22 protein-coding genes are annotated in these 24981 nt (G+C 59.5%); 5 read left to right on the top strand and 17 right to left on the bottom strand.

All coding sequences use genetic code 11. The annotated features are described in order from the left end of the window. Positions 1-35: 35 nt before the first annotated feature. From Q1B16_RS08900 to Q1B16_RS08875, 6 genes are all read right to left on the bottom strand, one after another. The gene (locus tag Q1B16_RS08900; protein ID WP_299786743.1) at positions 36-1865 is read right to left on the bottom strand and encodes an ABC transporter ATP-binding protein; all 1830 of its coding nucleotides are present in this window, start codon (positions 1863-1865) and stop codon (positions 36-38) included. Beyond that, entirely contained in the window at positions 1862-3715 is a 1854-nt protein-coding gene (locus Q1B16_RS08895; RefSeq protein ID WP_299786741.1) for an ABC transporter ATP-binding protein, read from the bottom strand. The genes Q1B16_RS08900 and Q1B16_RS08895 overlap by 4 nt, the downstream gene beginning before the upstream one ends. Then, on the bottom strand, positions 3716-5560 hold the full coding sequence (locus Q1B16_RS08890) for an ABC transporter ATP-binding protein (protein ID WP_299786739.1): 1845 nt from the start codon (positions 5558-5560) through the stop codon (positions 3716-3718). A gap of 139 nt (positions 5561-5699) precedes the next feature. Next, a complete protein-coding gene (locus Q1B16_RS08885) occupies positions 5700-6845 on the bottom strand; it encodes a CCA tRNA nucleotidyltransferase (protein ID WP_299786737.1) in 1146 nt (381 codons plus the stop codon). After that, entirely contained in the window at positions 6842-7438 is a 597-nt protein-coding gene (locus Q1B16_RS08880) for a CoA pyrophosphatase (RefSeq protein ID WP_299786734.1), read from the bottom strand. Before Q1B16_RS08880 ends, Q1B16_RS08885 begins: the two co-directional genes overlap by 4 nt. After that, positions 7431-8420, bottom strand: coding sequence for an Hsp33 family molecular chaperone HslO (locus Q1B16_RS08875; protein WP_299786732.1), 990 nt, complete (start codon positions 8418-8420; stop codon positions 7431-7433). The genes Q1B16_RS08880 and Q1B16_RS08875 overlap by 8 nt, the downstream gene beginning before the upstream one ends. 86 nt (positions 8421-8506) lie before the next feature. On the opposite strand from Q1B16_RS08875, the gene Q1B16_RS08870 reads away from it, so the two are divergent. Continuing rightward, positions 8507-8971 (top strand): NUDIX hydrolase, encoded by a 465-nt coding sequence (locus Q1B16_RS08870; protein WP_299786730.1) that lies wholly within the window; start codon positions 8507-8509, stop codon positions 8969-8971. Here Q1B16_RS08870 and Q1B16_RS08865 read toward each other — a convergent pair. Next, positions 8939-10204, bottom strand: coding sequence for a fused response regulator/phosphatase (locus Q1B16_RS08865; protein WP_299786728.1), 1266 nt, complete (start codon positions 10202-10204; stop codon positions 8939-8941). The two genes, Q1B16_RS08870 and Q1B16_RS08865, sit on opposite strands and share 33 nt — an antisense overlap. Positions 10205-10357: 153 nt before the next feature. Here Q1B16_RS08865 and Q1B16_RS08860 point away from each other — a divergent pair, with 153 nt between their 5' ends. Further along, positions 10358-10690 carry an Hpt domain-containing protein gene (locus Q1B16_RS08860; RefSeq protein ID WP_299786726.1) on the top strand — a complete coding sequence of 111 codons (333 nt, stop codon included), beginning with the start codon at positions 10358-10360 and terminating at the stop codon, positions 10688-10690. Here Q1B16_RS08860 and Q1B16_RS08855 read toward each other — a convergent pair. From Q1B16_RS08855 to Q1B16_RS08845, 3 genes are read right to left on the bottom strand one after another with little or no spacing between them, the layout of a single operon-like run. After that, positions 10687-11499 (bottom strand): SDR family oxidoreductase, encoded by an 813-nt coding sequence (locus Q1B16_RS08855; RefSeq protein WP_299786724.1) that lies wholly within the window; start codon positions 11497-11499, stop codon positions 10687-10689. The two genes, Q1B16_RS08860 and Q1B16_RS08855, sit on opposite strands and share 4 nt — an antisense overlap. Beyond that, positions 11499-12725 (bottom strand): threonine ammonia-lyase IlvA, encoded by a 1227-nt coding sequence (ilvA, locus tag Q1B16_RS08850; protein ID WP_299786722.1) that lies wholly within the window; start codon positions 12723-12725, stop codon positions 11499-11501. Before ilvA ends, Q1B16_RS08855 begins: the two co-directional genes overlap by 1 nt. Before the next feature lie 38 nt (positions 12726-12763). Further along, a complete protein-coding gene (locus Q1B16_RS08845; RefSeq protein ID WP_299786720.1) occupies positions 12764-13516 on the bottom strand; it encodes a hypothetical protein in 753 nt (250 codons plus the stop codon). A gap of 102 nt (positions 13517-13618) precedes the next feature. On the opposite strand from Q1B16_RS08845, the gene Q1B16_RS08840 reads away from it, so the two are divergent. After that, entirely contained in the window at positions 13619-14842 is a 1224-nt protein-coding gene (locus tag Q1B16_RS08840) for an argininosuccinate synthase (protein WP_299786719.1), read from the top strand. 44 nt (positions 14843-14886) lie between these two features. Here Q1B16_RS08840 and Q1B16_RS08835 read toward each other — a convergent pair whose 3' ends face one another. The 3 genes from Q1B16_RS08835 to Q1B16_RS08825 form a co-directional block, all read right to left on the bottom strand. Beyond that, on the bottom strand, positions 14887-15081 hold the full coding sequence (locus Q1B16_RS08835) for a DUF1508 domain-containing protein (RefSeq protein WP_299786717.1): 195 nt from the start codon (positions 15079-15081) through the stop codon (positions 14887-14889). 309 nt (positions 15082-15390) lie between these two features. After that, positions 15391-15804: a hypothetical protein gene (locus Q1B16_RS08830; protein WP_299786714.1), complete on the bottom strand. Its 414-nt coding sequence runs from the start codon at positions 15802-15804 to the stop codon at positions 15391-15393. Between the two features lie 95 nt (positions 15805-15899). Then, positions 15900-16619 (bottom strand): HAD family hydrolase, encoded by a 720-nt coding sequence (locus Q1B16_RS08825; RefSeq protein ID WP_299786712.1) that lies wholly within the window; start codon positions 16617-16619, stop codon positions 15900-15902. 161 nt (positions 16620-16780) lie between these two features. On the opposite strand from Q1B16_RS08825, the gene msrA reads away from it, so the two are divergent. After that, on the top strand, positions 16781-17443 hold the full coding sequence (gene msrA / locus Q1B16_RS08820) for a peptide-methionine (S)-S-oxide reductase MsrA (RefSeq protein WP_299786710.1): 663 nt from the start codon (positions 16781-16783) through the stop codon (positions 17441-17443). On the opposite strand, the gene Q1B16_RS08815 is transcribed toward msrA, so the two are convergent. Both Q1B16_RS08815 and Q1B16_RS08810 read right to left on the bottom strand, forming a co-directional pair. Continuing rightward, on the bottom strand, positions 17440-18315 hold the full coding sequence (locus tag Q1B16_RS08815) for a ribokinase (RefSeq protein ID WP_299786708.1): 876 nt from the start codon (positions 18313-18315) through the stop codon (positions 17440-17442). The genes msrA and Q1B16_RS08815 overlap by 4 nt on opposite strands. A 2-nt stretch (positions 18316-18317) precedes the next feature. Continuing rightward, the gene (locus tag Q1B16_RS08810) at positions 18318-20573 is read right to left on the bottom strand and encodes an NADP-dependent malic enzyme (protein ID WP_299786706.1); all 2256 of its coding nucleotides are present in this window, start codon (positions 20571-20573) and stop codon (positions 18318-18320) included. Between the two features lie 115 nt (positions 20574-20688). Between Q1B16_RS08810 and mutS the strand changes: the two genes are divergently transcribed. After that, on the top strand, positions 20689-23322 hold the full coding sequence (gene mutS, locus Q1B16_RS08805) for a DNA mismatch repair protein MutS (RefSeq protein WP_299787849.1): 2634 nt from the start codon (positions 20689-20691) through the stop codon (positions 23320-23322). On the opposite strand, the gene Q1B16_RS08800 is transcribed toward mutS, so the two are convergent. Both Q1B16_RS08800 and hrcA read right to left on the bottom strand, forming a co-directional pair. Then, entirely contained in the window at positions 23319-23885 is a 567-nt protein-coding gene (locus tag Q1B16_RS08800; protein ID WP_299786704.1) for a nucleotide exchange factor GrpE, read from the bottom strand. The genes mutS and Q1B16_RS08800 overlap by 4 nt on opposite strands. Before the next feature lie 4 nt (positions 23886-23889). Beyond that, positions 23890-24960: a heat-inducible transcriptional repressor HrcA gene (gene hrcA / locus Q1B16_RS08795; protein WP_299786702.1), complete on the bottom strand. Its 1071-nt coding sequence runs from the start codon at positions 24958-24960 to the stop codon at positions 23890-23892. Positions 24961-24981 lie beyond the last annotated feature (21 nt).

Raw genomic sequence — 24981 nt, 5'->3', positions numbered from 1 at the left:
CGGCTTGTGCCTCAGCCTGATGCGCGGGTCGAGAGCTATTCCGCCGCTTCGGCACCGATAAAGCCGCCCGATTGCCTGTCCCAGTAGCGCGCGTAAAGACCGCCTTTGGCCAGAAGCGCGTCATGCGTTCCAACCTCGAGGATACGTCCCTGATCCATGACCACGATCCGGTCCATGCTCGCGATGGTAGACAGGCGGTGCGCAATGGCCAGAACCGTCTTGCCGCGCATGACATGATCGAGTGCTGTCTGGATCTCCGCCTCCACCTCGGAATCGAGTGCGCTGGTGGCTTCGTCAAGGACGAGGATCGGCGCATCCTTGAGAATTGCGCGGGCCAAGGCGACGCGTTGGCGCTGCCCGCCCGAAAGCTTCACCCCACGTTCGCCCAGACGCGCGGCATAGCCTTTGCGACCCCGATGATCGACCAGATCAAGGATGAAGTCATGCGCCGACGCACGCCGCGCGGCTTCGAACACCTCTTCGTCACTGGCATCGGGGCGGCCGTAGCGGATGTTCTCCATCGCGGACCGATTGAACATCGAGGTTTCCTGCCGAACGACCGAGATATCTTTGCGCAGCGCGATCTGGGTTATGTCGCGAATGTCGGTTCCGCCCAGCGTGATACGGCCTTTTTGCACGTCATAGAGCCGCAACAAAAGCGACACGACGGTAGACTTGCCCGCGCCAGACGCCCCGACAAGCGCGACCTTCTCCCCTTCGGCGATCTTCAGGTCGAAATCGGTCAGCGCCTGCCCGGCACCGCCGTAAGCGAAGGTCACATGATCGAAATGAACCGGTCCTCTCGGCGCAGTTTGCCGCGCGTGGGGACGGTCGGTGATGCCGTGTCTGGGGGTCAGAGTGCCGATGCCGTCCTCGACCTCTCCGATATTGGTGAAGATCGACATGGCGACGCGGCCCAGACGGTTGGTCAGCATGGACAGACGCGTTGTGATCATGGCCGTCATCGCGATATCCCCGGCAGAGGCGCTGCCGATGCTCCACAGCCAGAGCGAACCTAGGATGGCGAACAGCGGCAGCATCCCACCCAGCGTCATAAGCACCATGCGGAACACGGCGGACAGCGTGCCAAAGGCGAGCGACCTGTCGCGGTATTCGTCCAGCGCACCGCGCGTCGCGGTGTCTTCATCGGCGTCGCGCGCGAAAAGTTTGACGGCAGCGATGTTGGAATAGATATCGACAACCTGCCCAGTCACCTGAGTCCGCGCGCCAGCCCGCGCCTTGGAGCGTTTCTGCACGCGGGGGATGAAGTATCGTAGCGCGGCGACGTAGAAGACCGCCCAGATCACGAACACCAGCAGAAGGCGCGAATCGATCGACGCCATGAGAAAGAACGCCCCGATGAACATGGCGAGCGAATAGATCACCACGTCCGACACTTCGATCACCATATCGGTGAGCGCACGGGCAGTTTGCAGGGCCTTCTGGCTCAACCGTCCAGCGAAATCGTTTTCGAAAAACTGCATCGAATGACCCAGCGTGTGCTGGTTCAGTCGGGCGAGGACCATCGGGTAGAGGTTCGGCCCCAGCAGAACGCCGGTCACACCCGCATCCATCACGAAGATCAGCGGCCGGATCACCAGAAAGAACAACACCCCGACGACGATCACCGGCCAGAACACGGCCAGGAATGCGCCCTGTTCGGCGGTGGCCGTCTGGTCGATCACCCAGCCGGTGAACCGCGCTGCGACCAGTTCGGAGATGCCGGTGACAAAGGTGATGGCAAAGGCGATCAGGATCGCGCGTTCGGCCCCGCGCAGCGCCCAGCGCATGAAGGGCAGCATGTCCTGCGGGGGCGGGCCTTCTGCGGGCTCGAACGGGCGTATCAGGTCCGAAACGAATTTCATTCCGCCGCCTGCGCGCCGATGAACCCGCCGGACTGCCGTTCCCAATAGCGGGCATAAAGCCCGTTTTGGGCCAACAGCACGTCATGACTCCCCATTTCCGCGATCCGGCCCTGATCCATCACGATGATCCGATCCATGCTCGCGATCGTCGACAAACGGTGCGCGATGGCGAGGACGGTCTTGCCCTCCATCACGCGCTCGAGCGCCGACTGGATCTGTGCCTCGACCTCGGAATCAAGCGCGCTTGTCGCTTCATCCAGCACAAGGATCGGTGCATCCTTGAGGATGGCGCGGGCAAGCGCGATGCGTTGGCGTTGTCCGCCTGACAGCTTGACGCCCCTTTCGCCCAGATGCGCCTCGTAGCCTTTACGGCCCATGTGATCGGCCAGATCCTGAATGAACTCATGCGCCTCAGCGCGACGGGCTGCCTCGTACACCTCTTCGGGGGTGGCATCGGGACGACCGTAGCGGATATTATCGAGCGCGGAGCGATTGAACATCGCGGTCTCTTGCGTGACCATTCCGATCTGGCTGCGCAGGCTTTCTTGCGTCACCTCGGACACGTTCTGCCCATCAATGGAAATCGTGCCTGTTTCGGTGTCATAGAGCCGCAACAGCAGCGACACGAGCGTCGATTTTCCCGCCCCGGACGCGCCCACGATGGCGAGCTTTTCACCCGGTGCGATGTCGAGCGTCACATTCTCGATACCGCCCTCTTTTTGCCCATAGGCAAAGGACACACGATCGAACTGGATACGACCCTCCGACACATTCAGGGTGGGCGCGCTTGGTCCGTCCTCGATCCGATCCGGCGGAGCGAGGGTGTTCATACCGTCCTCGACTTCGCCCACATGGCTGTAGATCACCATCATCGTGTAGCTGATCCAGCCGGTCATCTGCGACAGGCGGATACCTACGGCCCCCACTGCGGCGATGTCGCCGGGGGTCACACCGGTGCCGCGCAACGCGATCGCCATGCCAACCAATACGACCGGTAGAACCCCCGCGATGAACATGAGACCAAGGCGGAACAGTGTCTGTGCCTCGCCGAACCGCAGGGCTGTGCGGCGCAGGTCTTCCATCGCGCCCAGCGCCTTGCCGTCCTCGTGCCGATCCCCGGCAAAAAGTTTGACCGTCTTGATGTTGCTGATCGTATCCACGACCTGACCGGTGACCTGCGCCTTGGCCTCGGCCCGTGCGGCAGAGCGACTGCGGATGATCGGAAGCATGACCCGCAGAAACAGGATGTAGACCGCAAACCAGACAGCCAGCGCGACGACCATCCACAGGTTCACCGCACCGACAAGAAACGCCGTGCCAAGAACCGTGGCAAAGCCGAAAGTCACGGCGTTGACGGTTTCGATCACGATTTCGGTCAGGGATGTGGATGCCTGCATCTTCTTCTGCGCCAGACGCCCGGCGAAATCATTGTCGAAGAAGGTCACGGATTGGCCAAGCGTCCAGCGGAACATCCGCGCCATGACCTGCATCCCGATATTGGGGCCGATCATGACGGACTGCGTCAGCGCCAGCCCTCCGAACAACAGCGGGCGGGCGATCAGCAAGACGAAGATGCACGCCGCGATCAGCCAACCGTGGTCCGCCACAAAGCTGTCGGACGGTGTTTCGGCCACCGCGTCGACGACGCTTCCCAGAAGTTGCATCGACACCACCTCGGTGATGCCGGCCAGAACCGAGATCGCCACGCCGAGCCAGACCACCCGCCAGCCGCCGCGCAGGCACCATGCCATGAAGGGCCGCAGTTTGAGCGGGGGAACGCCGAGCGCCGGTGCATCAGGGTCGATCTGATTTCCGGCGCGCAGGATCAGGGTCTGGAAGAACTGCCGCATCTACTCTGCTGCCTTCGTATCCGGGTCGATGAACCCGCCTGACTGGCGAGCCCAGAAACCAGCATATAGCCCACCCTTGACCAAAAGCGCGTCGTGGCTGCCCTGTTCAACGATCTTGCCCTCATCCATGACGAGGATCCTGTCCATATGGGCGATGGTGGACAGGCGGTGCGCGATGGCGATCACGGTCTTGCCCTCCATCATGCCGTAAAGCGTGTCCTGAATCGCCGCCTCGACCTCGGAATCAAGGGCACTGGTCGCTTCGTCCAACAGAAGGATCGGCGCGTTCTTGAGGATCACGCGGGCAAGGGTCACGCGCTGGCGTTGACCGCCAGACAGCTTGATACCCCGCTCGCCGACCTGTGCATCGTAGCCGGTGCGGCCAGCGGGATCTTGCAGGTTGAGAATGAACTCGTGCGCCTGCGCCTGCTTGGTGGCCGCGATCATCTCTGCCTCGGTCGCGTCGGGACGGCCATAGAGGATGTTGTCGCGCACCGAGCGGTGCAGAAGCGAACTGTCCTGCTGGACCATACCGATGGCGAGGCGCAGGCTGTCCTGTGTCACCTTCGTGATGTCCTGACCGTCGATCAGGATACGCCCGCTTTCGGGATCGTAGAACCGCAGCAAGAGCTTGACCAAGGTGGATTTGCCCGCGCCGGACCGCCCGATCAGACCCACCTTTTCGCCCGGTTCGATGGTCAGGCTGATGGCGTCCAATCCGCCGCTGTCGCGCCCGTAATGGTGTGTCAGAGACTGAATCTCGATCTTTCCCCGGTCGAGCGCCAATCGCTTGGCCGCCGGATCATCCACAAGCGTGATCGGTTGCGCGATGGTTTCCATGCCTTCGGCAACCACGCCCAACTGACGGAAGAACGAGGTCAGGGCCCACATGATCCAGCCGGTCATCGCATTGAGCCGAAGCGTCAGAGCCGTTGCCGCCGCGACGATACCGACGCTGGCTTGCCCCTGCATCCAGAGCCAGAACGCCCAGCCGACAACAGCGACGATCAGGAGACCGTTCAAGGTGACCAAAACGACATCCATGATCGTGAATAGGCGCATTTCACGCTGGAAGGTACGGCGTGTGTTCTCGATCGCGTCCTTGGCGTAGGTCAGTTCGGTGTCGTTATGTGCGAACATCTTGACGGAATGGATGTTGGTATAGCTGTCCACAACGCGGCCCGTCACCTCGGACCGAGCATCGGACGCGGCCTGAGAGGCAGGACCGACACGTTTGACCGTCCAGACAACCAGCGCGCCGTACAGGAACAGCCACCCGATCATCGGGATCGCGAGGCGCGGATCGGCCTGACCCAGAAGGATCAGCGCGCCCACGACATAGGCCAGCGAGAAGGTGATCGCGTCGAACACCTGGAACACGGCCTCTCCAGCAGCGGGCGGTGTCTGCATGATCCGGTTGGCGATGCGACCGGCAAAATCATTCTCGAACCACCCCACCGACTGCCGCAGCACATGCTTGTGCGCGCGCCAGCGGATCAGCGTGCCGAAGTTCGGCAAAATGGTGTTGTTGAGCAGAAGCACGTCGAGCGCCTGCAACGCGGGTCGGATCACCAGGATGAATATCGCCAAAGCGATGAGCCATCCGCCATAGGCATCCCAGACCTCAGCAGGATCACCGGCAAGGATATCGACAACCCAGCCCATCGCCCAGATCAATCCGATCTCGATGGCCGCCACGACAATCGACATTATCGTGGCGTAGACGAACACCATTTTGAACGGCTTGGCATATTCGAGCATGAAGGGAAGCAGCCGGGAGGGCGGCGTGTCCTTCTCGTCGTAGGCGCCGTACGGATCGACCAGATTTTCAAAAAAGCGAAACACCGAACGCTCTCCTCGGGGAACAAGACACGGATCAAACCACCCGATGTGATGGGTGTTCCGGGCGACATTTAATGCAATGTTCGGTATTGTCCGTAAGACGCCGCAACGATAGCGTGCGTTTCCGCCCAAGAAAACCCGATTAGTCGAGCAGATCGGATTTCGTCAGCGAAAACCCGGACGCGATCCAGCGATCCTCAAGCTCGCGAAGCTTCGCGCCCAGCGCGGGGCCGGTGTATTCGGGCATCAGGTCTGCGGATTTCACTGGAAAGACATGCTCCGCAGCCACGCGGGCTACAGATAGCGACTCCGGGTCGAGTGGCGTTTCCAGCAGAGCCGACCGCAAGAGCATTACGTCTTGTGCCATCGCGGCCCCGTGACGATAGCCAAGCTCGGCCGACCCTTCTGCGGATGAAATGAGGGCCTGATACTGCGCAAGTCGCCTTTGCCCGGCTTTTGACAGGCGCAGAGTTTCCCCGTCGAAAGCGCCAAGGCTCGCGAGACGGCGCAGCGGGTCGATCTGTGAATGCGTTGCCTGTTCGAGGTGAATCAGAGGAGCCAGTCCACGCGCGTCGCTGCCCGGCAAGACGGCGCGCAAAACGCCGGTCTGCGCCATCGCGCCGACTGCCGGTGCGGGGTCTGGCGCCGACAGAAGCTTGAGCATTTCGGCGCCGACGCGCTCTCTCGATAATCCCGCAAGACCGTCCAAAGAGTCGGCAATCGCCGCCAGGCCTTCGGCATCGAACCCTTCGGCCGGATCGCCATACCACGCGGCAAAACGGAAGAAGCGAAGTATTCGCAGGTAGTCTTCGGCAATCCGCGCTTTGGCGTCCCCGATGAACCGAACCTGCCGCGCCTCGAGATCCGGTAATCCGCCAAGCGGGTCGATCACGGTTCCGTCTGACCGGGCATAAAGTGCGTTCATCGTGAAATCGCGCCGCGCCGCGTCTTCGGCCATGTCGGTGGAAAACCGGACAATGGCGCGACGGCCATCAGTTTCGGCATCCGCGCGAAACGTGGTCACTTCGTAACCGACGCCATCCGCCACCACGGTGATCGTGCCGTGATCCTTGCCCGTTGGAACGGGTTTCAGCCCTGCCGCTTTGCTCAGGTGTTCGACCGTGTCAGGCGTTGCGTCGGTTGCAAGATCCACATCTGTCACCGGCACGGCCATCAGCGCGTTCCGTACGCAACCACCAACAGCGAACACGTCGTGACCATCCGCCTGCAACGCCTGAAAGACCGCTTGCGTGCTGGGTGATGTCAGCCAGTCGCCGGTAACTTTCATACGCGCTCCATCCGCTCTGCCAGTCCTTGCAGGATACGGGCAGTCGCTCCCCAGATGTAATAGGGCCCAAAGGGAACCGTGTAGTAATGCCGCCGTGTGCCGCGCCACCGGCGGGACTGAACAGAATACAGCGAAGTGTCGGTCACATGGTCAAGCGGGACACGGAACACCTCGGCGACTTCCCCGGGTTCGGGCACGATGTCGAACGGATCGGTGACCCAACCGATCACAGGTGTCACAAGAAATCCCGTGACGGTTTCATGGGTCGGCAATGTTCCAAGCACATCCACCTTCTCGCGCGGCAGAGCGACCTCTTCTTCGGCTTCGCGCAAGGCTGCCGCGATTGCATCGTCATCGCCGTCGTCCTGTTTACCACCGGGAAAGGCGATTTGGCCGGGATGATGTTTGAGCCGCGAAGACCGTTTCGTCAGGAGCACATGGCTCCCGAATGAAGAGGGCGAAACCGCGACGAGAACGCCCGCAGGCCGCAACTTGCGGCCCACGGGCAGAGCAACGTCCGGGTTCAGATCAAAATCGGACGATGCATTGCTCTGCTGTTGCAGAGCCGCTTCGAGCCGTGATCTGTCATTCACCCGACACCTCTTCGGCCTCGAACCCGACCGTCGCGGGGTCCAGATCATAATGCGCGCCACAGAACTGGCAGTCTGCGGTCACGCGGCCCTCGTCCGTCGTCATCTTCTCGATGTCGCGGGCCGAATAGATCGAAAGGCTTTGCCGCACGCGATCTTCGGAACAGGTACATCCAAAGCGAACCGGCTGTGCATCGAACACACGCGGGCCTTCCTCGTGGAACAGGCGATATAGAAGATCGGTCGCAGGCAGGGACGGGCCGATCAGCTCCATGTCGTCGACCGTATCCAGATGGAAATTCACCCGATTCCAGTTTTCACCCTCGTCATCGCTCAACAGATCGTCGGCAAGAAGCAAACCGCCCTCGCCCGATCCGCCGTCTTTCGCGTAGGGCGATGCGTCCGGCATATGCTGGATCATGATGCCCCCGGCGCGCCAATGCTGCGCGACTCCGGGTTCGGTCGATTGCCCGAAGCTCAGGGCGAATTTCGTCGGAAGCTGTTCCGACTGCGCGAAATACGCCTCGGCGCAGCTGGCCAGCGTTTCACCAGACAGAGGCGTGATCCCCTGATAGGGCTGCATGCCTTCGCCCTGGTCCATCAGGATCGCGAAGTACCCGTCGCCAATCTGGTCCATCGCCGGACCATCATTGACCTTGTCCGGATCATAGCTGGCATAGGCCCGAATGCGCGCAGGTTCGCCTTCCGCCTCGGGGGCGTAGAAATCCGTCGCGATCATGCGCACGGCACCTTTCGACTGAACCTGAAGCGACAGCTTCCAGCGCAGCTTGATCGTCTGGCCGATCAACGCGGTCAGCAAGGCCATCTCGGCCACCAGCGCCTCAACGGATGCGGGGTAGTTGTGTTGCTTGAGGATGCCACTCAACACCCCATCGAGTCGGGCCACACGGCCACGAATGTTCGAGTGGTCAAGTTGGAATGGCAGGACTGTGTCGTCCCAGGCGAGTTTCGAACCGAGTGTCATGGAATTTCCTTGCTTGCCGCCCTCCGGCATGTTCGGAACTATATAAGAGACGATCGGGCAGGTCCAAGGGGCAGAAAGGGATTGGCATGATGCGCAGGTTCGGTAACGCGCCGGAATCGGGGCGATCCTACACGCTGAGAACAGGCGCATACGCGATTCTTCCGGTGGGTGACGGCCTGCTCTTGACGCATCAGAAAGCCCCTGCGCCCGAGGTCCAATTGCCGGGGGGTGGCGTCGATCCGGGCGAGTCGCCGATCCAAGCATTGACGCGCGAAGTCTACGAAGAAACCGGCTGGCGCATCGCTCGGCCTCGTCGTTTGGGGGCGTATCGGCGGTTCACCTACATGCCGGAATACGACCTCTGGGCCGAAAAACTGTGCCTGATCTACATGGCCGTGCCCGTGGTTCAGTACGGCGACCCGACCGAGCCGGATCACACGGCCCTGTGGCTCAACACGGAAGAAGCATTGGACCAGTTGGCCAATACCGGCGATCGCGATTTCGTGGCCCGTTTCGCGTCACACACCACCATATTCCAAAAGCGCGGCTGAGATATCGTCGTCGAAGTCCGACATCGTTCCGGTTCGTGCCTCAAGCCCCGAATACAGAGCATCGAGAAAGTCCGGCCCGGTACAATCAGGAGGAACGGAGCGGATCAGATCGAGAAGGCCGTCTTCCTCGAGCATTGACCCATCCGGCAAAACCGCTTCGGTGATACCGTCGGAATAGAGAAGCATCCTGTCACCCGGCATCAAGTCGACCGCATGATCCTCGTATCGCGCGTCTTCAATCAGACCGATCGGAAGACCGCCGTCACCAAGAAAGCAGACCTCACCAGTCCGGCGCATCAGCACGGGTGGCGGATGCCCCGCCTGGACAAAACGCGCGTGCCCGGTCGCGGCGCAGACATGGACATAGGCGAGCGTCAGATATTCGGTGACGCCCTGCTGCCGGACAAGGCGATGGTTCAGTCGACCGGCCACCTCTTGCGGCGGCAGGAACTCATAACCGTTCGCCGTCTTGAGCAGCGCGAGATTTTCGTCGGGGTAATCAGCACTCAAATACCCGCCGACGCGCGCCGTCATCATGGCCGACGTGATCCCGTGCCCGGAGACATCGAGACTGAATAAGCCGAAATCGCCGTTTTGCTCACCGAACATACCGGCAAGGTCGCCACCGACGTGCCCACAGGAACGCAAGAGGACACTGACCCGGCTTTTTCCGAAAGCGGCCGAGCGATTGGGCATCAGCGAGTGTTGAAGGATACGCGCCTGCTGCAAATCCTTGTCGATCAGAGCATGGACGCTTTGCAGCTCTGCCAGCGTGTCGGCGATCACAGCATTTTTCGCTTTTAGCTCCTGCTCCATCGACAGGATACGCGCGCCGGCGATCAACCGCGCACGGAGTTCATCGCCGCTGACTGGCTTGGTAAGAAAATCGTCGGCGCCCGATTCGAGACCCGACGCAACCGCCGCTTTTTCCGACTTGGAGGTCAGAAGGATGAAATACCCGTAGGTCGCACGCGACGTAGCACGGAAAGCAGCGCAGAATTCAACACCGCTCATCCCCGGCATCATCCAGTCGGAAATGATGAAATCGGGATGAAAGGTATCGCACAAAGCCAAGCCATCTTCGGCATTTTCAGCCTCGGCCACGTCGTACCCCCAGCGTTTGAGCATGAGGGTGAGGATCCGACGCTGCGCAAGACTGTCGTCAACGACAAGAACGCGCCGAAGACAGGCATCCTGCGCATCGGGGAACGCAAACTTCGCGTTCTGTAACATACTTATTCACCAACCCATGCGTCGGCCCCCAGCAATGCTTTAGGCGCTGGATGTTAACGGCAGATGAATGCTCAAATTCGCCGAAGTTTTACGTCGACTGTCGCAGTTTTTTTACCTTTCGTTGCTACGCATACATCGGAATAGGAGGTTTCGATGATTGACTGGGCAAGGGTGACCGAACTTCGCGACGAAATCGGGCCGAATGATTTTGATGAGGTTGCTGAACTCTTCTTGCTGGAGGTTGAGGACACGCTGTCCCGGCTGGAGGGCGCGATGAACGATCCGCCGCAGATGCAAGAACTCCTGCACTTCCTCAAGGGATCGGCGGTGAACCTGGGTTTTCGCGAGATGTCAGCGATGTGCAGCGCGGGCGAAGCGGATGCGGCTCAAGGCAGGGTGACGGTCGATCCCATGGAATTGAAAGCCGTCTACAGGTCATCCCGAACGGTTTTCGAAACGGAATACGCCCAGCGCTTTGCGGCCTAGATGAAGCGGTGCACCGTTGCCGGATCGACCCCGTCCGTCTGATCGCGCACACGGTCGCGAAGGCGCTGCATCCCTGCGATCCATTGATCCGTATCGGCAGCGCGCTTTTCAAAGAATGCCTGCACCTCGGGATGCGGAAGGATCATGAAGCGTCCCTCCGACAGCCCGTTCAGGGTCGATTCTGCCACTGTTTCCGGTTCGATCACCCCTTGAGGTCGCTCCGTCACCTTGTCTTCATAGCCGAGCAAGGGCGTCGCCACGTAGAGCGGACAGACCACGGAAACGTGGATGCCGTCTTTGCCATGTTCGATCGCCAGTGACTGCGCAAGACTGACAGCGGCGTGTTTCGTTGCCGAATAGGCCGCGTCGCCAATCTGCGATAATACACCAGCGGCCGACGCGACGTTCACCAACACACCCGAACCGCGCGCGATCATCTGCGGCAGTAGTAGTCTCGAGGCGCGCAAATGCGCCATCACGTGCAGGTCCCAACTTTTCTGCCAATGCGCATCGGACTGCGACGCAGGTCCGTCTGGTTCGCCAATCGCAAACCCGGCGTTGGAGACCAAGATATCCACGTGCCCCAAGGCCGATTCCGCCGATGCGATCATCGATTTAATCGCGTCAGGGTCACACAAGTCACCGTGATGCGGAACGCCGCCGATCTCGTCTGCTATGCGGGCGGCCTTGTCCCTCGACAGGTCGCTGGCAAGAACCCGCACGCCCCGCACGCTCAACGCGCGGGCCAAAGCGGCACCGATGCCCTGCCCGGCCCCGGTGACGATCGCCGTTTTGCCGTCGAACTGCATCAGATCACGAATTGCGACAGCAGATCGTCGTCGGTGATGTCCTGATAGGTGAATCCTGCATTATCCAGTTGCGTGAACAAGCGTTTGAAATTGTCCGCATTGCGCGTTTCGATCCCGATGAGGACAGACCCGTAATTGCGCGCAGATTTCTTGAGGTATTCAAACCGGGCGATATCGTCCTCGGGGCCAAGGAAATTCAGGAAATCCTTGAGCGCGCCAGGTCGCTGCGGCAGGCGAAGGATAAAATACTTCTTCAACCCGAGATACTTCTGCGCGCGTTCCTTGACCTCTGGCAGTCTTTCGAAATCGAAATTGCCGCCCGTGGTGACGCAAACAACGGTGCGCCCCTTGATCGACTGCCCCAAATCCTGAAGCGCATCGACGGAAAGCGCACCGGCGGGTTCAAGAACTATCCCTTCGACATTCAGCATCTCGAGGATCGTCGTACAAAGGCGATCTTCACGAATGGTCAATGTGTTGGCCAGACCGATCCCGTTCAACCGGGCGAAGGTCTTCTGACCGATCTGACCCACGGCAGCACCATCGGCAAAGGTGTTGACGTAATCGAGCCGAACCGGCCTGCCCGCCTCAAGCGCGGCACGCAGACAAGCACCGCCCGCAGGTTCAACAAAGGTGTACTGACACGCCGTTCCCAGGTAGCTGAGCATCCCGGCAGACAAACCGCCGCCACCCACCGGAAGAACAAGGTGGTCCGGCATCTGACCCAACTGTTCGATCACTTCGACCGCAACGCTGGCCTGTCCTTCGATCACATCCTCATCGTCGAACGGCGACAGGAAATGACCCCCTGCTTTAGCGCAGAAATCCTGGGCGGAAGCGAGCGTATCGTCGAAGTAATCCCCGGTGAGGCGGATCTCGATGCTGTCTCCTCCGAACATCTGGGTTTTCTGGATTTTCTGCTGTGGCGTCGTCACCGGCATGAAGATCACGCCTTTTTTGCCGAAGTGACGACACATGAAGGCAACGCCCTGCGCGTGGTTTCCAGCGCTCGCGCAGACGAAGAGATCGACCTCGGGCCGTTTGCGCATCGCGTTGAACGCGCCACGCAGTTTGTAGCTGCGCACAGGGGAGAGGTCTTCCCGCTTGAGATACACGTCCGCGTCGTAGCGCTCGGACAGATGCGCGTTACGCAGCAAAGGCGTTGGCGGGAACACCTCGCGCATGGCTTGTGTCGCGTCGCGCGCGGATTGGGCAAAATCAGTCATACATCCCCCTCAGGGACTTGGTGCATCTGGGCAGATGATCAGTCAATGGGCCGGTTTTCGACGAAATGCCCGTAGAGCGTGGTCAAAACCGAGATCCCGATGATCGTCGCGAACCAATTGACGACCAGGGAATACACCACGTTGATGACCGAATTCGGATCATCGTTAAGCCATGATGGCAACTGGACGACAACGCTGGCACCCACGACGATAAGGGACAGCGTCAATATGGTGGCGCTTTGCCCGCGGGTTGCGTCCCACGCGGCACCAAGGGTCAGCTTGTCCCCCAACGCAGCTGCGGGAAGCATCACGCCCAATCGGAAAAACAGGTAAGCGCCAAGGCCGATCAGTAGGAGCGACATGATGCCTGCAAGCGCGGGCAGTCCGATAGAGATGATCCCCACCGGGATCGACACAACCGCGACACCAAGCACGACGAGAATCCCGATCAGGATGGACCGGCCGAGATACCCCATGATCTCTGATCCATGAAACTGCGGTATCCAACCGGAAGCGGTTTCCCCGGTAAGAGCAAAACGGTGCCAGGCGACCGCGATCCAGAGGCTTGCGATGACAGCCAGAACGCCCAGCAGGATCGTGGGCAGAATGGTCTCGGGCGACATCACGGGAATCTGCGTTCCCTCGAACTCCGCCATCTCGGGCGGATTGAGAAAGCTGTAGACTGTGTAGACGCTCTGAATGAGATAAAGCACGAGCGACAGGCGAAGAGCCTGATCCAGATTGGCCATCACCAGATTGAACGAATGTCGGAAAATCTGCCAACCTTGCATCACACGCACCTTCTTTGTTCCACTGCTCCGCGCAGAGGCGACTTCTTGCCCCTGCTTTGAAAAACAAGTAATCGCCCCGGCAAACCCGTTAAAGGAAAACCCATGTCTGCGCCCAAAAAAGTTGTGCTGGCCTATTCCGGTGGCCTCGATACCTCGATCATTCTGAAATGGTTGCAAACCGAATACGGTTGCGAGGTCGTGACCTTCACCGCCGATCTTGGACAGGGCGAAGAGCTTGAACCGGCGCGCGAAAAGGCGGTGATGCTGGGGATCAAGCCCGAGAATATTTATATCGAAGATGTCCGCGAAGAATTCGTGCGCGATTTCGTTTTCCCGATGTTCCGCGCCAACGCGCTGTACGAAGGCTTGTACCTGCTGGGTACGTCCATCGCGCGACCGCTGATTTCCAAGCGTCTGGTCGAAATTGCGGCCGAAACCGGTGCCGATGCGGTATCCCATGGTGCGACCGGCAAGGGCAACGATCAGGTGCGTTTTGAACTCGCAGCCTACGCGCTGAACCCGGACATCAAGGTGATCGCTCCTTGGCGCGAATGGGATTTGTCCTCGCGCACCAAGCTTCTCGACTTCGCGGAAAAGAACCAGATCCCCATCGCCAAAGACAAGCGCGGCGAAGCGCCGTTCTCCGTCGACGCAAACCTGTTGCACACCTCGTCCGAAGGCAAGGTTCTCGAAGATCCGGGCCAGGAAGCGCCGGACTATGTCTACCAGCGCACGGTCAACCCCGAGGACGCGCCCGATACACCGGAGATGGTCGAAATCACCTTTGAAAAGGGCGATGCCGTGGCCATCAACGGCGAAGCGATGAGCCCTGCCACGATCCTGACCAAGCTGAACGAGCTTGGCGGCAAGCATGGCGTGGGGCGTCTGGACCTTGTGGAAAACCGTTTCGTCGGAATGAAATCGCGCGGCATTTATGAGACACCGGGCGGGACAGTCCTTCTCGAAGCGCATCGCGGGATCGAACAAATCACGCTCGATTCCGGCGCAGGCCACCTCAAGGATTCGATCATGCCGCGCTATGCGGAGTTGATCTACAATGGCTTCTGGTTCTCGCCCGAGCGTGAAATGCTGCAAGCCTTGATCGACACCTCGCAAGAGCACGTGTCGGGCACTGTCCGCGTGAAGCTTTACAAGGGATCGGTAAACACGGTTGCACGCTGGTCAGACCATTCGCTTTATTCGGAGGCGCATGTCACGTTCGAGGAAGACGCCGGTGCCTACGATCAAAAAGACGCGCAGGGCTTCATTCAACTGAACGCGCTTCGCCTCAAACTGCTTGCGGCGCGGAATCGTCGGTTGAAGTAAGGTAGTAAGGTAAGGGCGAGCTGTTGCTCGCCCCGTTTCAGTTTCTAGGCTGCCTCACGCTCGTAAACCGGAGCGTTATATGCTGCCTTGGTCAGGTTGATACCATGTTGCGCATCAGTCTTCCGTACATAACTTTCGGAAGAAACGGCAATGGCCTCATGATTTGACGCTTTAAGCGTCCAACGCCAATAACCGGCGTTGTCTTTGTAAAGAACGAAGTACATTGTCTGACCTTTCATCAGTTCAAGAGTTCCAACGGAGTACGAGGCACCGACACAAATGCCGGAGCCAAGAAGGACGTCGCTATTCTCTTGACGGGGAGGCCAAATTCCGTGAATCTCACGGTGTCTTTCTAGGACAGCCTGTCCGTTTGCGACAGTCATAGGGTGCCTATTGGAGTAGGCACCCTATTGATTCCCGCAAATTGATAAGGAGTCGAGTCGTTTTTAGACGAAGGCACGATATATTGTGCTTTTTACGGTAAGTATGTCCAAGGGCTGTATTAAAACCAGTTAGCGCCCTTGGACTAATTCAATTGAGAGCGTTGTTCACTTAGCCGTAACGACTTTCATCACCAGCGCGTCGTCCACGCGGATCGGGCCGTCTTCCTTTGCACCAAGCGTGTACTCGAACACACCCGTGGACATGCCACCGTCTTCACCGTGTACCATCAGCATCAGCATATCGCCGGATGCGACCTCGTCCTGAAGGATCGCGGCGACATCGGTGTTTTCGCCTTCCTTCAGCGGGGCATATCCAACGACCGGGCCCGGCTTCATCTCGGCATCGGTGCGGTGCACCACCAGCCATCCGTTTGCGGGCGCGATCACGCTAGCGGCTGTGACCGTGCCGCCGGACACATCCTGGTCCATTGCGTCAACGGCCGGTGCCATCGAGTGACCCGCTGCCATTGCGACGGTGGCGGACAGGGCGAAAATCGTGGTCGAGAGAGTGAGTTTCATTGTCGGTCTCCTGTTGAATGCGGGATTACATCTCCCGCGGACACCAACAGCCACGATGGACCTACAGCGAAAGTTTCAAACCATTCTAAATTTTTTCAGGTCCGAAGCTTTTGTGCTTCCAGCGCACGATACGCGGGGAGAGACCGCTCTACCAATTCCTGCAATGCCGGAACCAAGTTCGGCAATGGCCCTTCTGGTCCGGCGAATCCCGTCGTTGCGTGGAGGGACTTATACCAATGGGGCGCCCAGACGCCGTCATAGGGCTTCGGCCCGGCTGGCCAGGTCAACATGGCCGAATCGAAGTCCAGACCGATGGCAGTACACAGCCTTTGTAACATTGCCTCGGGATCATTACGGATATCGGCACTGTCGATCACGATTGGGGTCTGACCGAGGGCACGGACATGCTTGAACAACTCTAGTTGCGCCTCGAACCCGATGTCATCCGCTGTCAGCTGGGCGTAACCCTTGGCAAAACTGGCAACGACGCGTGCGGGGTGGCGGATTAGAAAAACGTTCACGCAATCCGCCATGAACTCGCGCGGAATGCCTCGGATCATGTGCTGGCACATATGCTTGTGGTAGACATGCGGTTTTTCTTCGGGGTTCGGTCCGATCAGAGACTGTTCCACCTCGAAAGCACCGTCTGGCCTGCTGCGTAGAATGTCCTCGCGCATCGGATGATCCAGGCCGGTCAACCGTAGATAGGGGCCGTAGAAAGGCTCATCGACAACCGAAAAATCGCGGCGTTGGGCGAACGCGTACATCATTGCGGTCGACAGATTGCGCGGGCCTGACCACATCGCGAGTTTCATGGACACGCTCTCTATTGCGAAAAGATGTTTTCCGGACGCTATCTCACCCTGTCGGTCACGCAAGAGGTAACCCCTACTCACCTTCCAGTGATATTGCCTTTGGGAATTTGCGTCGCGGTTTTGATCTGATGCAGACTGCTTCGCAACAAAGGAGTTTTCTCATGCGCCCGCTTCGCCGCTCACATCCCATTCTTCTCACGCTCGCGATTCTGGCCGGGATCGTCTTGCAGACCCAAGGAGCCAAAGCCGCGGAAACGCGCGATATCATCGTGGCGGGTGGATGTTTCTGGTGTGTCGAGGCCGATTTCGAGCGGGTTCGCGGCGTGAAAGAAGCGGTCTCCGGCTATACCGGCGGCACGGTCGCCAACCCGACTTACAAACAAGTTACCGCAGGTGGCACCGGTCACTACGAAGCCGTGAAAATCACTTACGACAGTGGCGTGATCGACCGGTCGCGGCTATACGACCTTTTTTTCCGCTCCATCGACCCAACCGATGCGGGCGGCCAGTTCTGTGATCGAGGGCAAAGCTACGCCACCGCGATTTTCGTCTCTAACTCTGCCGAACGTGCCGCCGCCGAGAAGGCCAAAGCCGAGGCGCAGGCAGCCCTTGGTCGTACAATCGTGACGCCCATCCTCGATGCGAAAGCGTTTTACGACGCCGAAGATTACCACCAGGACTATTACAAAGGGACCAACCGTGTTTTGACCCGCTTTGGCCCGATCCTGCAAAAGGACGCCTACAAGCGCTATCGCGAAGGCTGCGGGCGGGATCAACGGATCAAGCAACTCTGGGGAAATGACGCGCCGTTTGTCGGAAACTAACTGAGACGCGCATCCTCGACGTCTTTCAGGTCCGGAATGACATCCGCAGTCCCATGCCGTGTGACCATGATTGCGCCAGCCTGTTGGCCTAGCGAAATCGCCTGTTCCATCGGCAGCCCACGATCAAGCCCCGCGACGAGAAAACCGGTGAACGTATCGCCAGCGCCTGTCGTATCTACGGGCGTGACGGGGATGGCCGGGAAGGTTTGGTCCTTTCCTTCATCCGTATTGATCCAGCGGCAGCCCTCTGACCCGAGTGTCACGAGGACATCCCGCACCGGAAGATCGGCAAGCGCACTACCGGTGGCGTCCGACAACTGCTGTGCCTCAACCGCGTTCATCACAAGGATGTCGAGTAAGGGAAGCACGGCCTGGACGGCACCGGCATCGAAGGGCGCGGCTGCGTAGACCACGCGCATACCTTTGGCCGAGGCCAGTGTCGCAGCTTCGATCTGTGCCGAGGTCTCGTTTTGAAACAGAAAGGTGTCGGCTTCGGTCGCTTCCGCAAGTGCAGTCTCGATATGTGTCTCTGTCAAAGCCCGATTGGCCCCGGGAAACAGCAGGATCGCATTTTCTCCGTGGTTATCTACCATGATGACGGCGTGACCGGTCGGTGTGTCGGTTTCGATGATATGGCGCGTGTCGACGCCGTATTCCAACAACCGCTCGACCGCCCAGCGCCCATCGGCACCGACCGCCCCGATATGAATCGCGCGCGCCGCGGCCCGGGCAATCGCCACGGACATATTCGCGCCTTTGCCGCCCAATCCTCGGCTGTGGTCGGTTGAGGCAAGCGTCTCCCCTGGCGCGAGCAGGTGCGGAACTTGATAGAACAGGTCCGCATTGATCGAGCCGAGGTTAAACACCGCCATGGTCAGCCCCCCTTACACGCCGCCAGAACGGCCATGTTCAGGATATCCTGAGCCGTCATGGCGGTTGAGCAAATCTGGATAGACTTGTCGACGCCCGCCAGGATCGGGCCGATCACGGTTGCGCCCGCCATCTCTTGCATCAGCTTGACCGAGATTGACGCCGAATGACGCGCCGGAACGACAAGAATATTCGCCGGTCCGGTCAAGCGTTGGAAGGGATAGTATTTCTGCGCCTTGCGGTTCAGCGCGACATCGACGGTCATCTCGCCTTCGTACTCGAACGTCACCCCTCGGCGGTCAAGGACGTGTGGCGCGATGTGCATCTTCTCGGCCCGCTCCGATACCGGGTAGCCGAAGGTAGAGAAGGACACGAACGCAACACGCGGTTCCAGCCCGATCAGACGGGCCACCTCGGCAGCGCGTTCGGCGATATTGGCAAGGTCTTCCTCGTCCGGCCATTCATGAACAAGCGTATCGGCGATCAGAACGATCCGACCCTTGACCAGCAACGCGGTTACTCCTGCGGCCCCGTGTGCCGCATCGGCGTCGAACACGTGGTTGATAAGCTCCATCACATGCGCCGACTTCCGCGTCGCCCCGGTGACAAGCGCGTCACCGTGCCCTTGTTGCAGCATCAGCGCACCGAACACATGACGGTCGCGCGCAGCAAGGCGGTGAATGTCTTGGTGGTCATAGCCTTTGCGCTGAAGCCGGCCGTAGAGAACATCCTTGTATCGGGCCAAGTGCTGCGTGTTGGCAGCGTTTACCACTTCAATCTCGCGCACGGCGTCGCCCAGACCGGCTTCCTCGAGCTTGGCCTTCACATCCGCCTCCCGGCCGACGACCAGCGCCTTGCCGAAACCGGACCGCTGATACATCACCGCCGCCCGCAGCACGCGCGGATCGTCGCCTTCGGCAAAGATCATCCGCGCCTGAGCCGACCGTGCCCGCGCGTTGATGCCGCGCAGAATGCTGGCGGTCGGATCCATGCGGGACTTGAGCGATTCTTCGTACGCGTCGAGATCAATGATCGGCCGCCGTGCCGCACCCGTCTCCATCCCTGCTTTGGCGACAGCAGGCGGGATACGGTGGATCAGTCTCGGATCGAAGGGCGTCGGGATGATATAGTCGCGCCCGAAGGACAGTGTCTTGCCATAGGCCAGCGCCACTTCGTCGGGCACATCTTCGCGCGCAAGATCGGCAAGCGCCTGTGCGCAGGCGATCTTCATCTCGTCATTGATGGCCCGCGCGTGGATGTCGAGCGCACCGCGAAACAGGTAGGGAAAGCCCAGAACGTTGTTTACCTGGTTCGGATAATCGCTGCGCCCTGTGGCGACGATGGCATCCATCCCCACTTCGTGCGCCTCTTCCGGTGTGATCTCCGGATCGGGGTTCGCCATTGCAAAGATCACCGGATTGTCCGCCATCGACCGCACCATGTCCTGCGTGACGGCTCCTTTGGCGCTGACACCAAGGAACACATCCGCACCCACCATCGCCTCTTCCAGCGTGCGCGCGTCGGTCTTCACCGCGTGTGCCGATTTCCACTGGTTCATGCCGTCGGTGCGCCCCTGATAGATCACACCCTTGGTATCGGCGACGATACAATTGTCGTGCCGCGCGCCCATCCGCTTGAGCAATTCGATGCAGGCAATCCCGGCGGCACCCGCGCCGTTAAGCACGATCTTCACGTCTTCGATCTTTTTGCCTGAGACATGCAGGGCGTTGATGAGACCCGCGGCGCAAATAACCGCCGTGCCGTGCTGGTCATCGTGGAAGACCGGAATGTCCATCTCTTCCTTGAGCCGCTGTTCGATGATGAAACACTCGGGCGCTTTGATGTCTTCGAGGTTGATCCCTCCGAATGTGGGCCCCATAAGTCGCACCGCTTTACAGAACTCGTCCGGGTCTTCGGTATCCAGTTCGATGTCGATGGAATTGACGTCGGCAAACCGTTTGAAGAGGACGGATTTCCCCTCCATCACCGGTTTTGAGCCCAGCGCGCCAAGATTGCCCAGACCCAGAACCGCCGTCCCATTGGAAATCACGGCGACGAGGTTGCCCTTGTTGGTGTAGTCATAGGCCAAACCGGGGTCTTTCGCGATGTCCTCGCATGGAACGGCAACGCCAGGGGAATAGGCCAACGACAGGTCGCGCTGCGTGGTCATAGGGACGGTGGCCTGTACTTCCCATTTGCCAGGGGTCGGTTCGAGGTGGAAGGTAAGAGCTTCTTCGCGGGTGAACTTCGGATTGGACATGCGGTAGAGGCCTCATTGGTCAAAATCGGGTTTTCCACCCGGGTCGGTCGCCTTAATGTCACGCCAAAGCACCGAGGGGAAGCTTGTGAACGCGAATAAATCACCCGTCACACCCATGATGGCGCAATATCTGGAAATAAAATCCCAGTATGCGGATGCTTTGTTGTTCTATCGCATGGGTGATTTTTACGAATTGTTCTTTGACGATGCTGTCGCAGCGTCCGAGGCTCTGGACATCGCGCTCACCAAACGCGGCAAACACGATGGTGACGACATTCCGATGTGCGGCGTCCCGGTGCATGCCGCAGAGGGGTATCTGCTGACCCTCATTCGCAAGGGATTCCGTGTCGCGGTGTGCGAACAAATGGAAAGCCCGGCCGAAGCAAAGAAACGGGGATCGAAGTCGGTCGTCAAACGCGATGTGGTGCGGTTGGTTACACCCGGTACGTTGACCGAGGAGACCCTGCTCGAGGCGCGCCGCCACAACTTTCTGGCGGCTTTGGCCTGTGTCAGAGACGAATGGGCGCTCGCCTGGACAGATATTTCAACCGGGGCGCTGCACGTCCTGCCGCTGTCTTTGGCACGGGTTGGACCCGAACTCGCCCAACTGTCGCCCGCCGAAATCCTGATGGCAGAAGGCACCGAGAGCGCAGTATCGAATGTCCTGGATGATCTGGGATTGGAGCCAACCTGGCTCGGAAAATCCAGTTTCGATTCGACCGGGGCACAAGCACGATTGAAGGAACAGTTCGGAGTGTCCTCTCTCGATGCGTATGGTCAGTTCTCCCGCCCCGAGCTTTCGGCCATGGGCGCGTTGATCGAATATCTTGATCTGACACAGAAGGGTCGTCTGCCCCTTCTTCGTCCGCCACAGCAGGAAAAGCTGGGCAATTCGATGCATATCGACGCCGCGACGCGCCGAAACCTAGAATTGACCCATTCTCTGCAAGGCGGCCGCTCTGGATCGCTTTTATCGGTGATCGACCGGACCGCAACGGCCAGCGGTGCGCGGCTGCTTGAGCGTAGGCTGTCGACCCCTTCGCGCGACTTGGCTGTGATCCGCAGCCGCCAAGACGCCATCACATGGGCGATTTCCACGCCGTCCGTAGCTTCCGAGGTTCGTGATGCCCTCAAGCGGGTGCCCGATTTGGACCGCGCGCTGTCGCGGTTGGGCCTTGATCGTGGTGGGCCACGGGATATGGCGGCGATCCGGAACGCGCTGGGTCAGGCAGAGGCCATTTCGGCGACATTAGAGACACAAGAGCTGCCAGATATCCTCCGACAAGCCTTGGAAGCATGTAAGGGCCATGATGATGTGATGACGCTTCTTGATGAGGCGCTTATTGCCGAACCTCCACTTCTTGCGCGGGACGGCGGGTTTATCGCACCTGGATATGACGAAGAACTCGACGAAGCGCGCAAACTACGTGACGAAGGGCGCGGGGTCATCGCCGGTCTTCAGGCCCAGTATTCCGAAATGGCTGGTGTGTCTTCGCTGAAGATCAAGCACAACAATGTACTGGGCTACTTCATCGAAACGACATCGACTCATGCCCAAAAGATGATGGCCCCGCCACTCAACGAATCCTTCATCCACCGTCAGACGACTGCAAACCAGATCCGCTTTACCACGGTCGAACTATCCGAGCTCGAGCGACGCATCATGAACGCGGGGTCCGAAGCCATCGACATCGAAAAGCGGCTCTATTCCGTGCTGCGTCAAGCAATTCTTGATCATCAGCCAGCCCTGAATGCACTGGCGAGCGGTTTGGCAGAACTTGATCTGGCAACAGCTTTGGCCGATCTCGCGACCGATCTGGATTGGTGTCGCCCGACCGTCGATGACAGCCGCGCGTTCGAGATTGAAGGCGGGCGCCATCCCGTTGTCGAAAGGTCGCTCAGGACACAGGGTGATACAAGGTTCGTCGCCAATGATTGCAACCTTTCGGCAGAGACCGAACGCGCCGCGATCACGCTTCTGACCGGCCCGAACATGGCGGGTAAGTCAACCTACCTTCGCCAGAACGCGCTGATCGCGCTTTTGGCTCAGATCGGTTCGTATGTGCCGGCGAAGTCAGCGCATATCGGTCTGGTTAGCCAGATCTTCAGCCGGGTCGGCGCATCCGATGATCTGGCGCGGGGCCGATCCACGTTCATGGTCGAGATGGTGGAAACCGCTGCAATCCTCAATCAGGCCGACGACCGCGCGTTGGTGATCCTGGATGAAATCGGGCGCGGAACGGCAACCTATGATGGATTGTCGATCGCGTGGGCAACACTCGAGCATCTTCAGCAAGTGAACAAGGTCCGCGCGCTTTTTGCGACGCATTACCACGAACTCACCGCGCTGGCGTCGTCTCTGGACGGGGTCAAGAACGCGACAGTGGCCGTGCGGGAATGGGAGGGCGACGTGATCTTCCTGCACGAGGTCCGCAATGGCGCGGCGGATCGGTCTTACGGTGTGCAAGTCGCACAACTCGCCGGATTACCCCCGGCCGTCATCACCCGCGCGCGGTCCGTTCTGGACGCATTGGAAAAGGGCGAACGTGAAAACACCTCGCCGAAGGCCTTGATCGACGATCTGCCGCTGTTTTCGGCGGTCGCACAGTCACCGCAACCGACGAAACCTGCCACCGAAAGCAAAATCGAGGCGCAGGTCAAAGACCTGCACCCCGATGAAATGACGCCGATTGAGGCGTTACAGGCTCTGTATCAGCTTAAAGCAATGATTACAGATGCCGACACTTAGGATTTCGGCATCGAGCTTACGCCGACCTGCGCCGGACGCAGCAAGCGGTCGTACAACATGAAACCCTCGGTCGACACCTGAATGATCTCGCCCGCGGTCGTGCCGGGCACAGGGGCTTCGAACATCGCTTCGTGGTGCTGCGGATCGAACTTGTCGCCCACCTCGGGCCGAATCGCGGTGACGCCGTGCTTGCTGAATACGTTGAGCAATTCGCGCATTGTCAGCTCGACACCTTCGATGAAGGCCTTAGACGCCTCGCGCTGATCTTCGGGGATAGCATCAAGCGCGCGTTGGAGGTTGTCGTACACGGGAAGCAGATCGCGCGCCAAACGTGAGCCGCCGTATTGCTGGGCCTCGCGCCGATCCTTGTCGGACCGCTTGCGCGCGTTCTCGGCATCCGCCAGCGCCCGCATGAATTTGTCTTTCAGATCATCCCGCTCTGCGCGCAGGGCGTCGATCTCAGCGACCTCGTCGCTGATTTCTTCCTCCAACGCTTCGTTTTCCTCTGCCTCGGCCTCAGCCAGGCTGTCGAGAAAATCCTTCGTGTGATCCGTTTCGGCCATGTCGTTACCCTTGGTTGCGGTCGCCGAGAAGTTTCCCGACGAGCTGCGCTGTGTAGTCCACAATCGGTACGATCCGTCCATAATTCAGACGCGTTGGGCCAATGACCCCGACCGCACCGATAATTTTACGATCAGCGTTCATATATGGAGAGACCACCAAAGAGGAACCCGAAAGTGAGAAAAGTTTGTTCTCTGAACCGATAAAAATGCGCACACCGTCGCCTTGTTCCGTCAGTTCCAAGAATTCGGCGATGTCCCGCTTTCGTTCCAGATCGTCGAACAACTCACGGATTCGGTCGAGCTCTTCGGCATGGGTGTCTTCGGCAAGCAGGTTGGACCGTCCCCGCACGATCAGCCGCCCTGACATATCCGCGCTGTCATCCCAGATCGCGAGCCCTTGTTCCACGAGGATCGCCGCCAGAGCATCGAGCTCACGGCGCTTGCGTGAGATGTCGTCCTTGATGGTGCGCCGCAGGTCCGACAGCGTCTTGCCTTCGACAAGCGCGTTCAGGAAATTCGCCGCCTCGCGCATGGAACTCGGGGTCTGTCCGGGCGGCGGAGTAAAGAGGCGATTCTCGACATGGCCGTCCGCGAACACGAGAACCACCAGGGCTTGATCGCCACCCACCGGCAGAAACTCAATATGCTTGATCGCCGCTTCATGCTTTGGCGTCAGGACAAGTGATGCCCCGTGCGTGACACCGGACAAGGCCGATCCGACGCGATCCAAAATCGTTCCGACATCCTGACTGTTGCTGGTCACGGTCGCGTCGATCTTTTGCCGGTCGTCCTGATCAAGATCCCTGACCTCGAGCAACCCATCAACGAACATGCGAAGCCCAAGCTGTGTCGGAACGCGTCCGGCGCTGATGTGGGGGCTATCCAACAATCCGAGGAATTCGAGATCCTGCATCACGTTCCGGATGGTCGCAGCTGAGACCTTTTCGTCGAGCGTACGCGTCAGGGTACGCGACCCGACCGGCTCACCGCTCGACAGGTATCCTTCGACCACTTTGCGGAATACCTCCCGCGAGCGGTCGTTCAATTCATCCAGAAGTTTTGATCCGTCGCTCAATCACTCACCTCGTACCGCTGA

The sequence above is a fragment of the uncultured Marivita sp. genome (assembly GCF_947488135.1).
In the GTDB taxonomy this organism is placed as follows: Bacteria; Pseudomonadota; Alphaproteobacteria; order Rhodobacterales; family Rhodobacteraceae; genus Marivita.
Note: the sequence above shows the minus strand (reverse complement) of the source record. Positions and strands in the feature narration are given on the sequence as shown.

Bases quoted from the DNA above. Each gene is read 5' to 3' on its own strand.
- Q1B16_RS08810 (WP_299786706.1), bottom strand. From the start codon at position 20,573: ATGTCCAATCCGAAGTTCACCCGCGAAGAAGCTCTTACCTTCCACCTC.
- Q1B16_RS08825 (WP_299786712.1), bottom strand. From the start codon at position 16,619: ATGAAACTCGCGATGTGGTCAGGCCCGCGCAATCTGTCGACCGCAATG.
- Q1B16_RS08875 (WP_299786732.1), bottom strand. From the start codon at position 8,420: ATGACACTCGGTTCGAAACTCGCCTGGGACGACACAGTCCTGCCATTC.
- ilvA (WP_299786722.1), bottom strand. From the start codon at position 12,725: ATGACTGATTTTGCCCAATCCGCGCGCGACGCGACACAAGCCATGCGC.
- mutS (WP_299787849.1), top strand. From the start codon at position 20,689: ATGATGGCGCAATATCTGGAAATAAAATCCCAGTATGCGGATGCTTTG.
- Q1B16_RS08860 (WP_299786726.1), top strand. From the start codon at position 10,358: ATGATTGACTGGGCAAGGGTGACCGAACTTCGCGACGAAATCGGGCCG.
- Q1B16_RS08870 (WP_299786730.1), top strand. From the start codon at position 8,507: ATGATGCGCAGGTTCGGTAACGCGCCGGAATCGGGGCGATCCTACACG.
- Q1B16_RS08885 (WP_299786737.1), bottom strand. From the start codon at position 6,845: ATGAAAGTTACCGGCGACTGGCTGACATCACCCAGCACGCAAGCGGTC.
- Q1B16_RS08835 (WP_299786717.1), bottom strand. From the start codon at position 15,081: ATGAAAGGTCAGACAATGTACTTCGTTCTTTACAAAGACAACGCCGGT.
- Q1B16_RS08840 (WP_299786719.1), top strand. From the start codon at position 13,619: ATGTCTGCGCCCAAAAAAGTTGTGCTGGCCTATTCCGGTGGCCTCGAT.
- Q1B16_RS08900 (WP_299786743.1), bottom strand. From the start codon at position 1,865: ATGAAATTCGTTTCGGACCTGATACGCCCGTTCGAGCCCGCAGAAGGC.
- Q1B16_RS08865 (WP_299786728.1), bottom strand. From the start codon at position 10,204: ATGTTACAGAACGCGAAGTTTGCGTTCCCCGATGCGCAGGATGCCTGT.
- msrA (WP_299786710.1), top strand. From the start codon at position 16,781: ATGCGCCCGCTTCGCCGCTCACATCCCATTCTTCTCACGCTCGCGATT.
- Q1B16_RS08895 (WP_299786741.1), bottom strand. From the start codon at position 3,715: ATGCGGCAGTTCTTCCAGACCCTGATCCTGCGCGCCGGAAATCAGATC.
- Q1B16_RS08815 (WP_299786708.1), bottom strand. From the start codon at position 18,315: ATGGCGGTGTTTAACCTCGGCTCGATCAATGCGGACCTGTTCTATCAA.
- Q1B16_RS08845 (WP_299786720.1), bottom strand. From the start codon at position 13,516: ATGCAAGGTTGGCAGATTTTCCGACATTCGTTCAATCTGGTGATGGCC.
- Q1B16_RS08830 (WP_299786714.1), bottom strand. From the start codon at position 15,804: ATGAAACTCACTCTCTCGACCACGATTTTCGCCCTGTCCGCCACCGTC.
- Q1B16_RS08800 (WP_299786704.1), bottom strand. From the start codon at position 23,885: ATGGCCGAAACGGATCACACGAAGGATTTTCTCGACAGCCTGGCTGAG.
- Q1B16_RS08855 (WP_299786724.1), bottom strand. From the start codon at position 11,499: ATGCAGTTCGACGGCAAAACGGCGATCGTCACCGGGGCCGGGCAGGGC.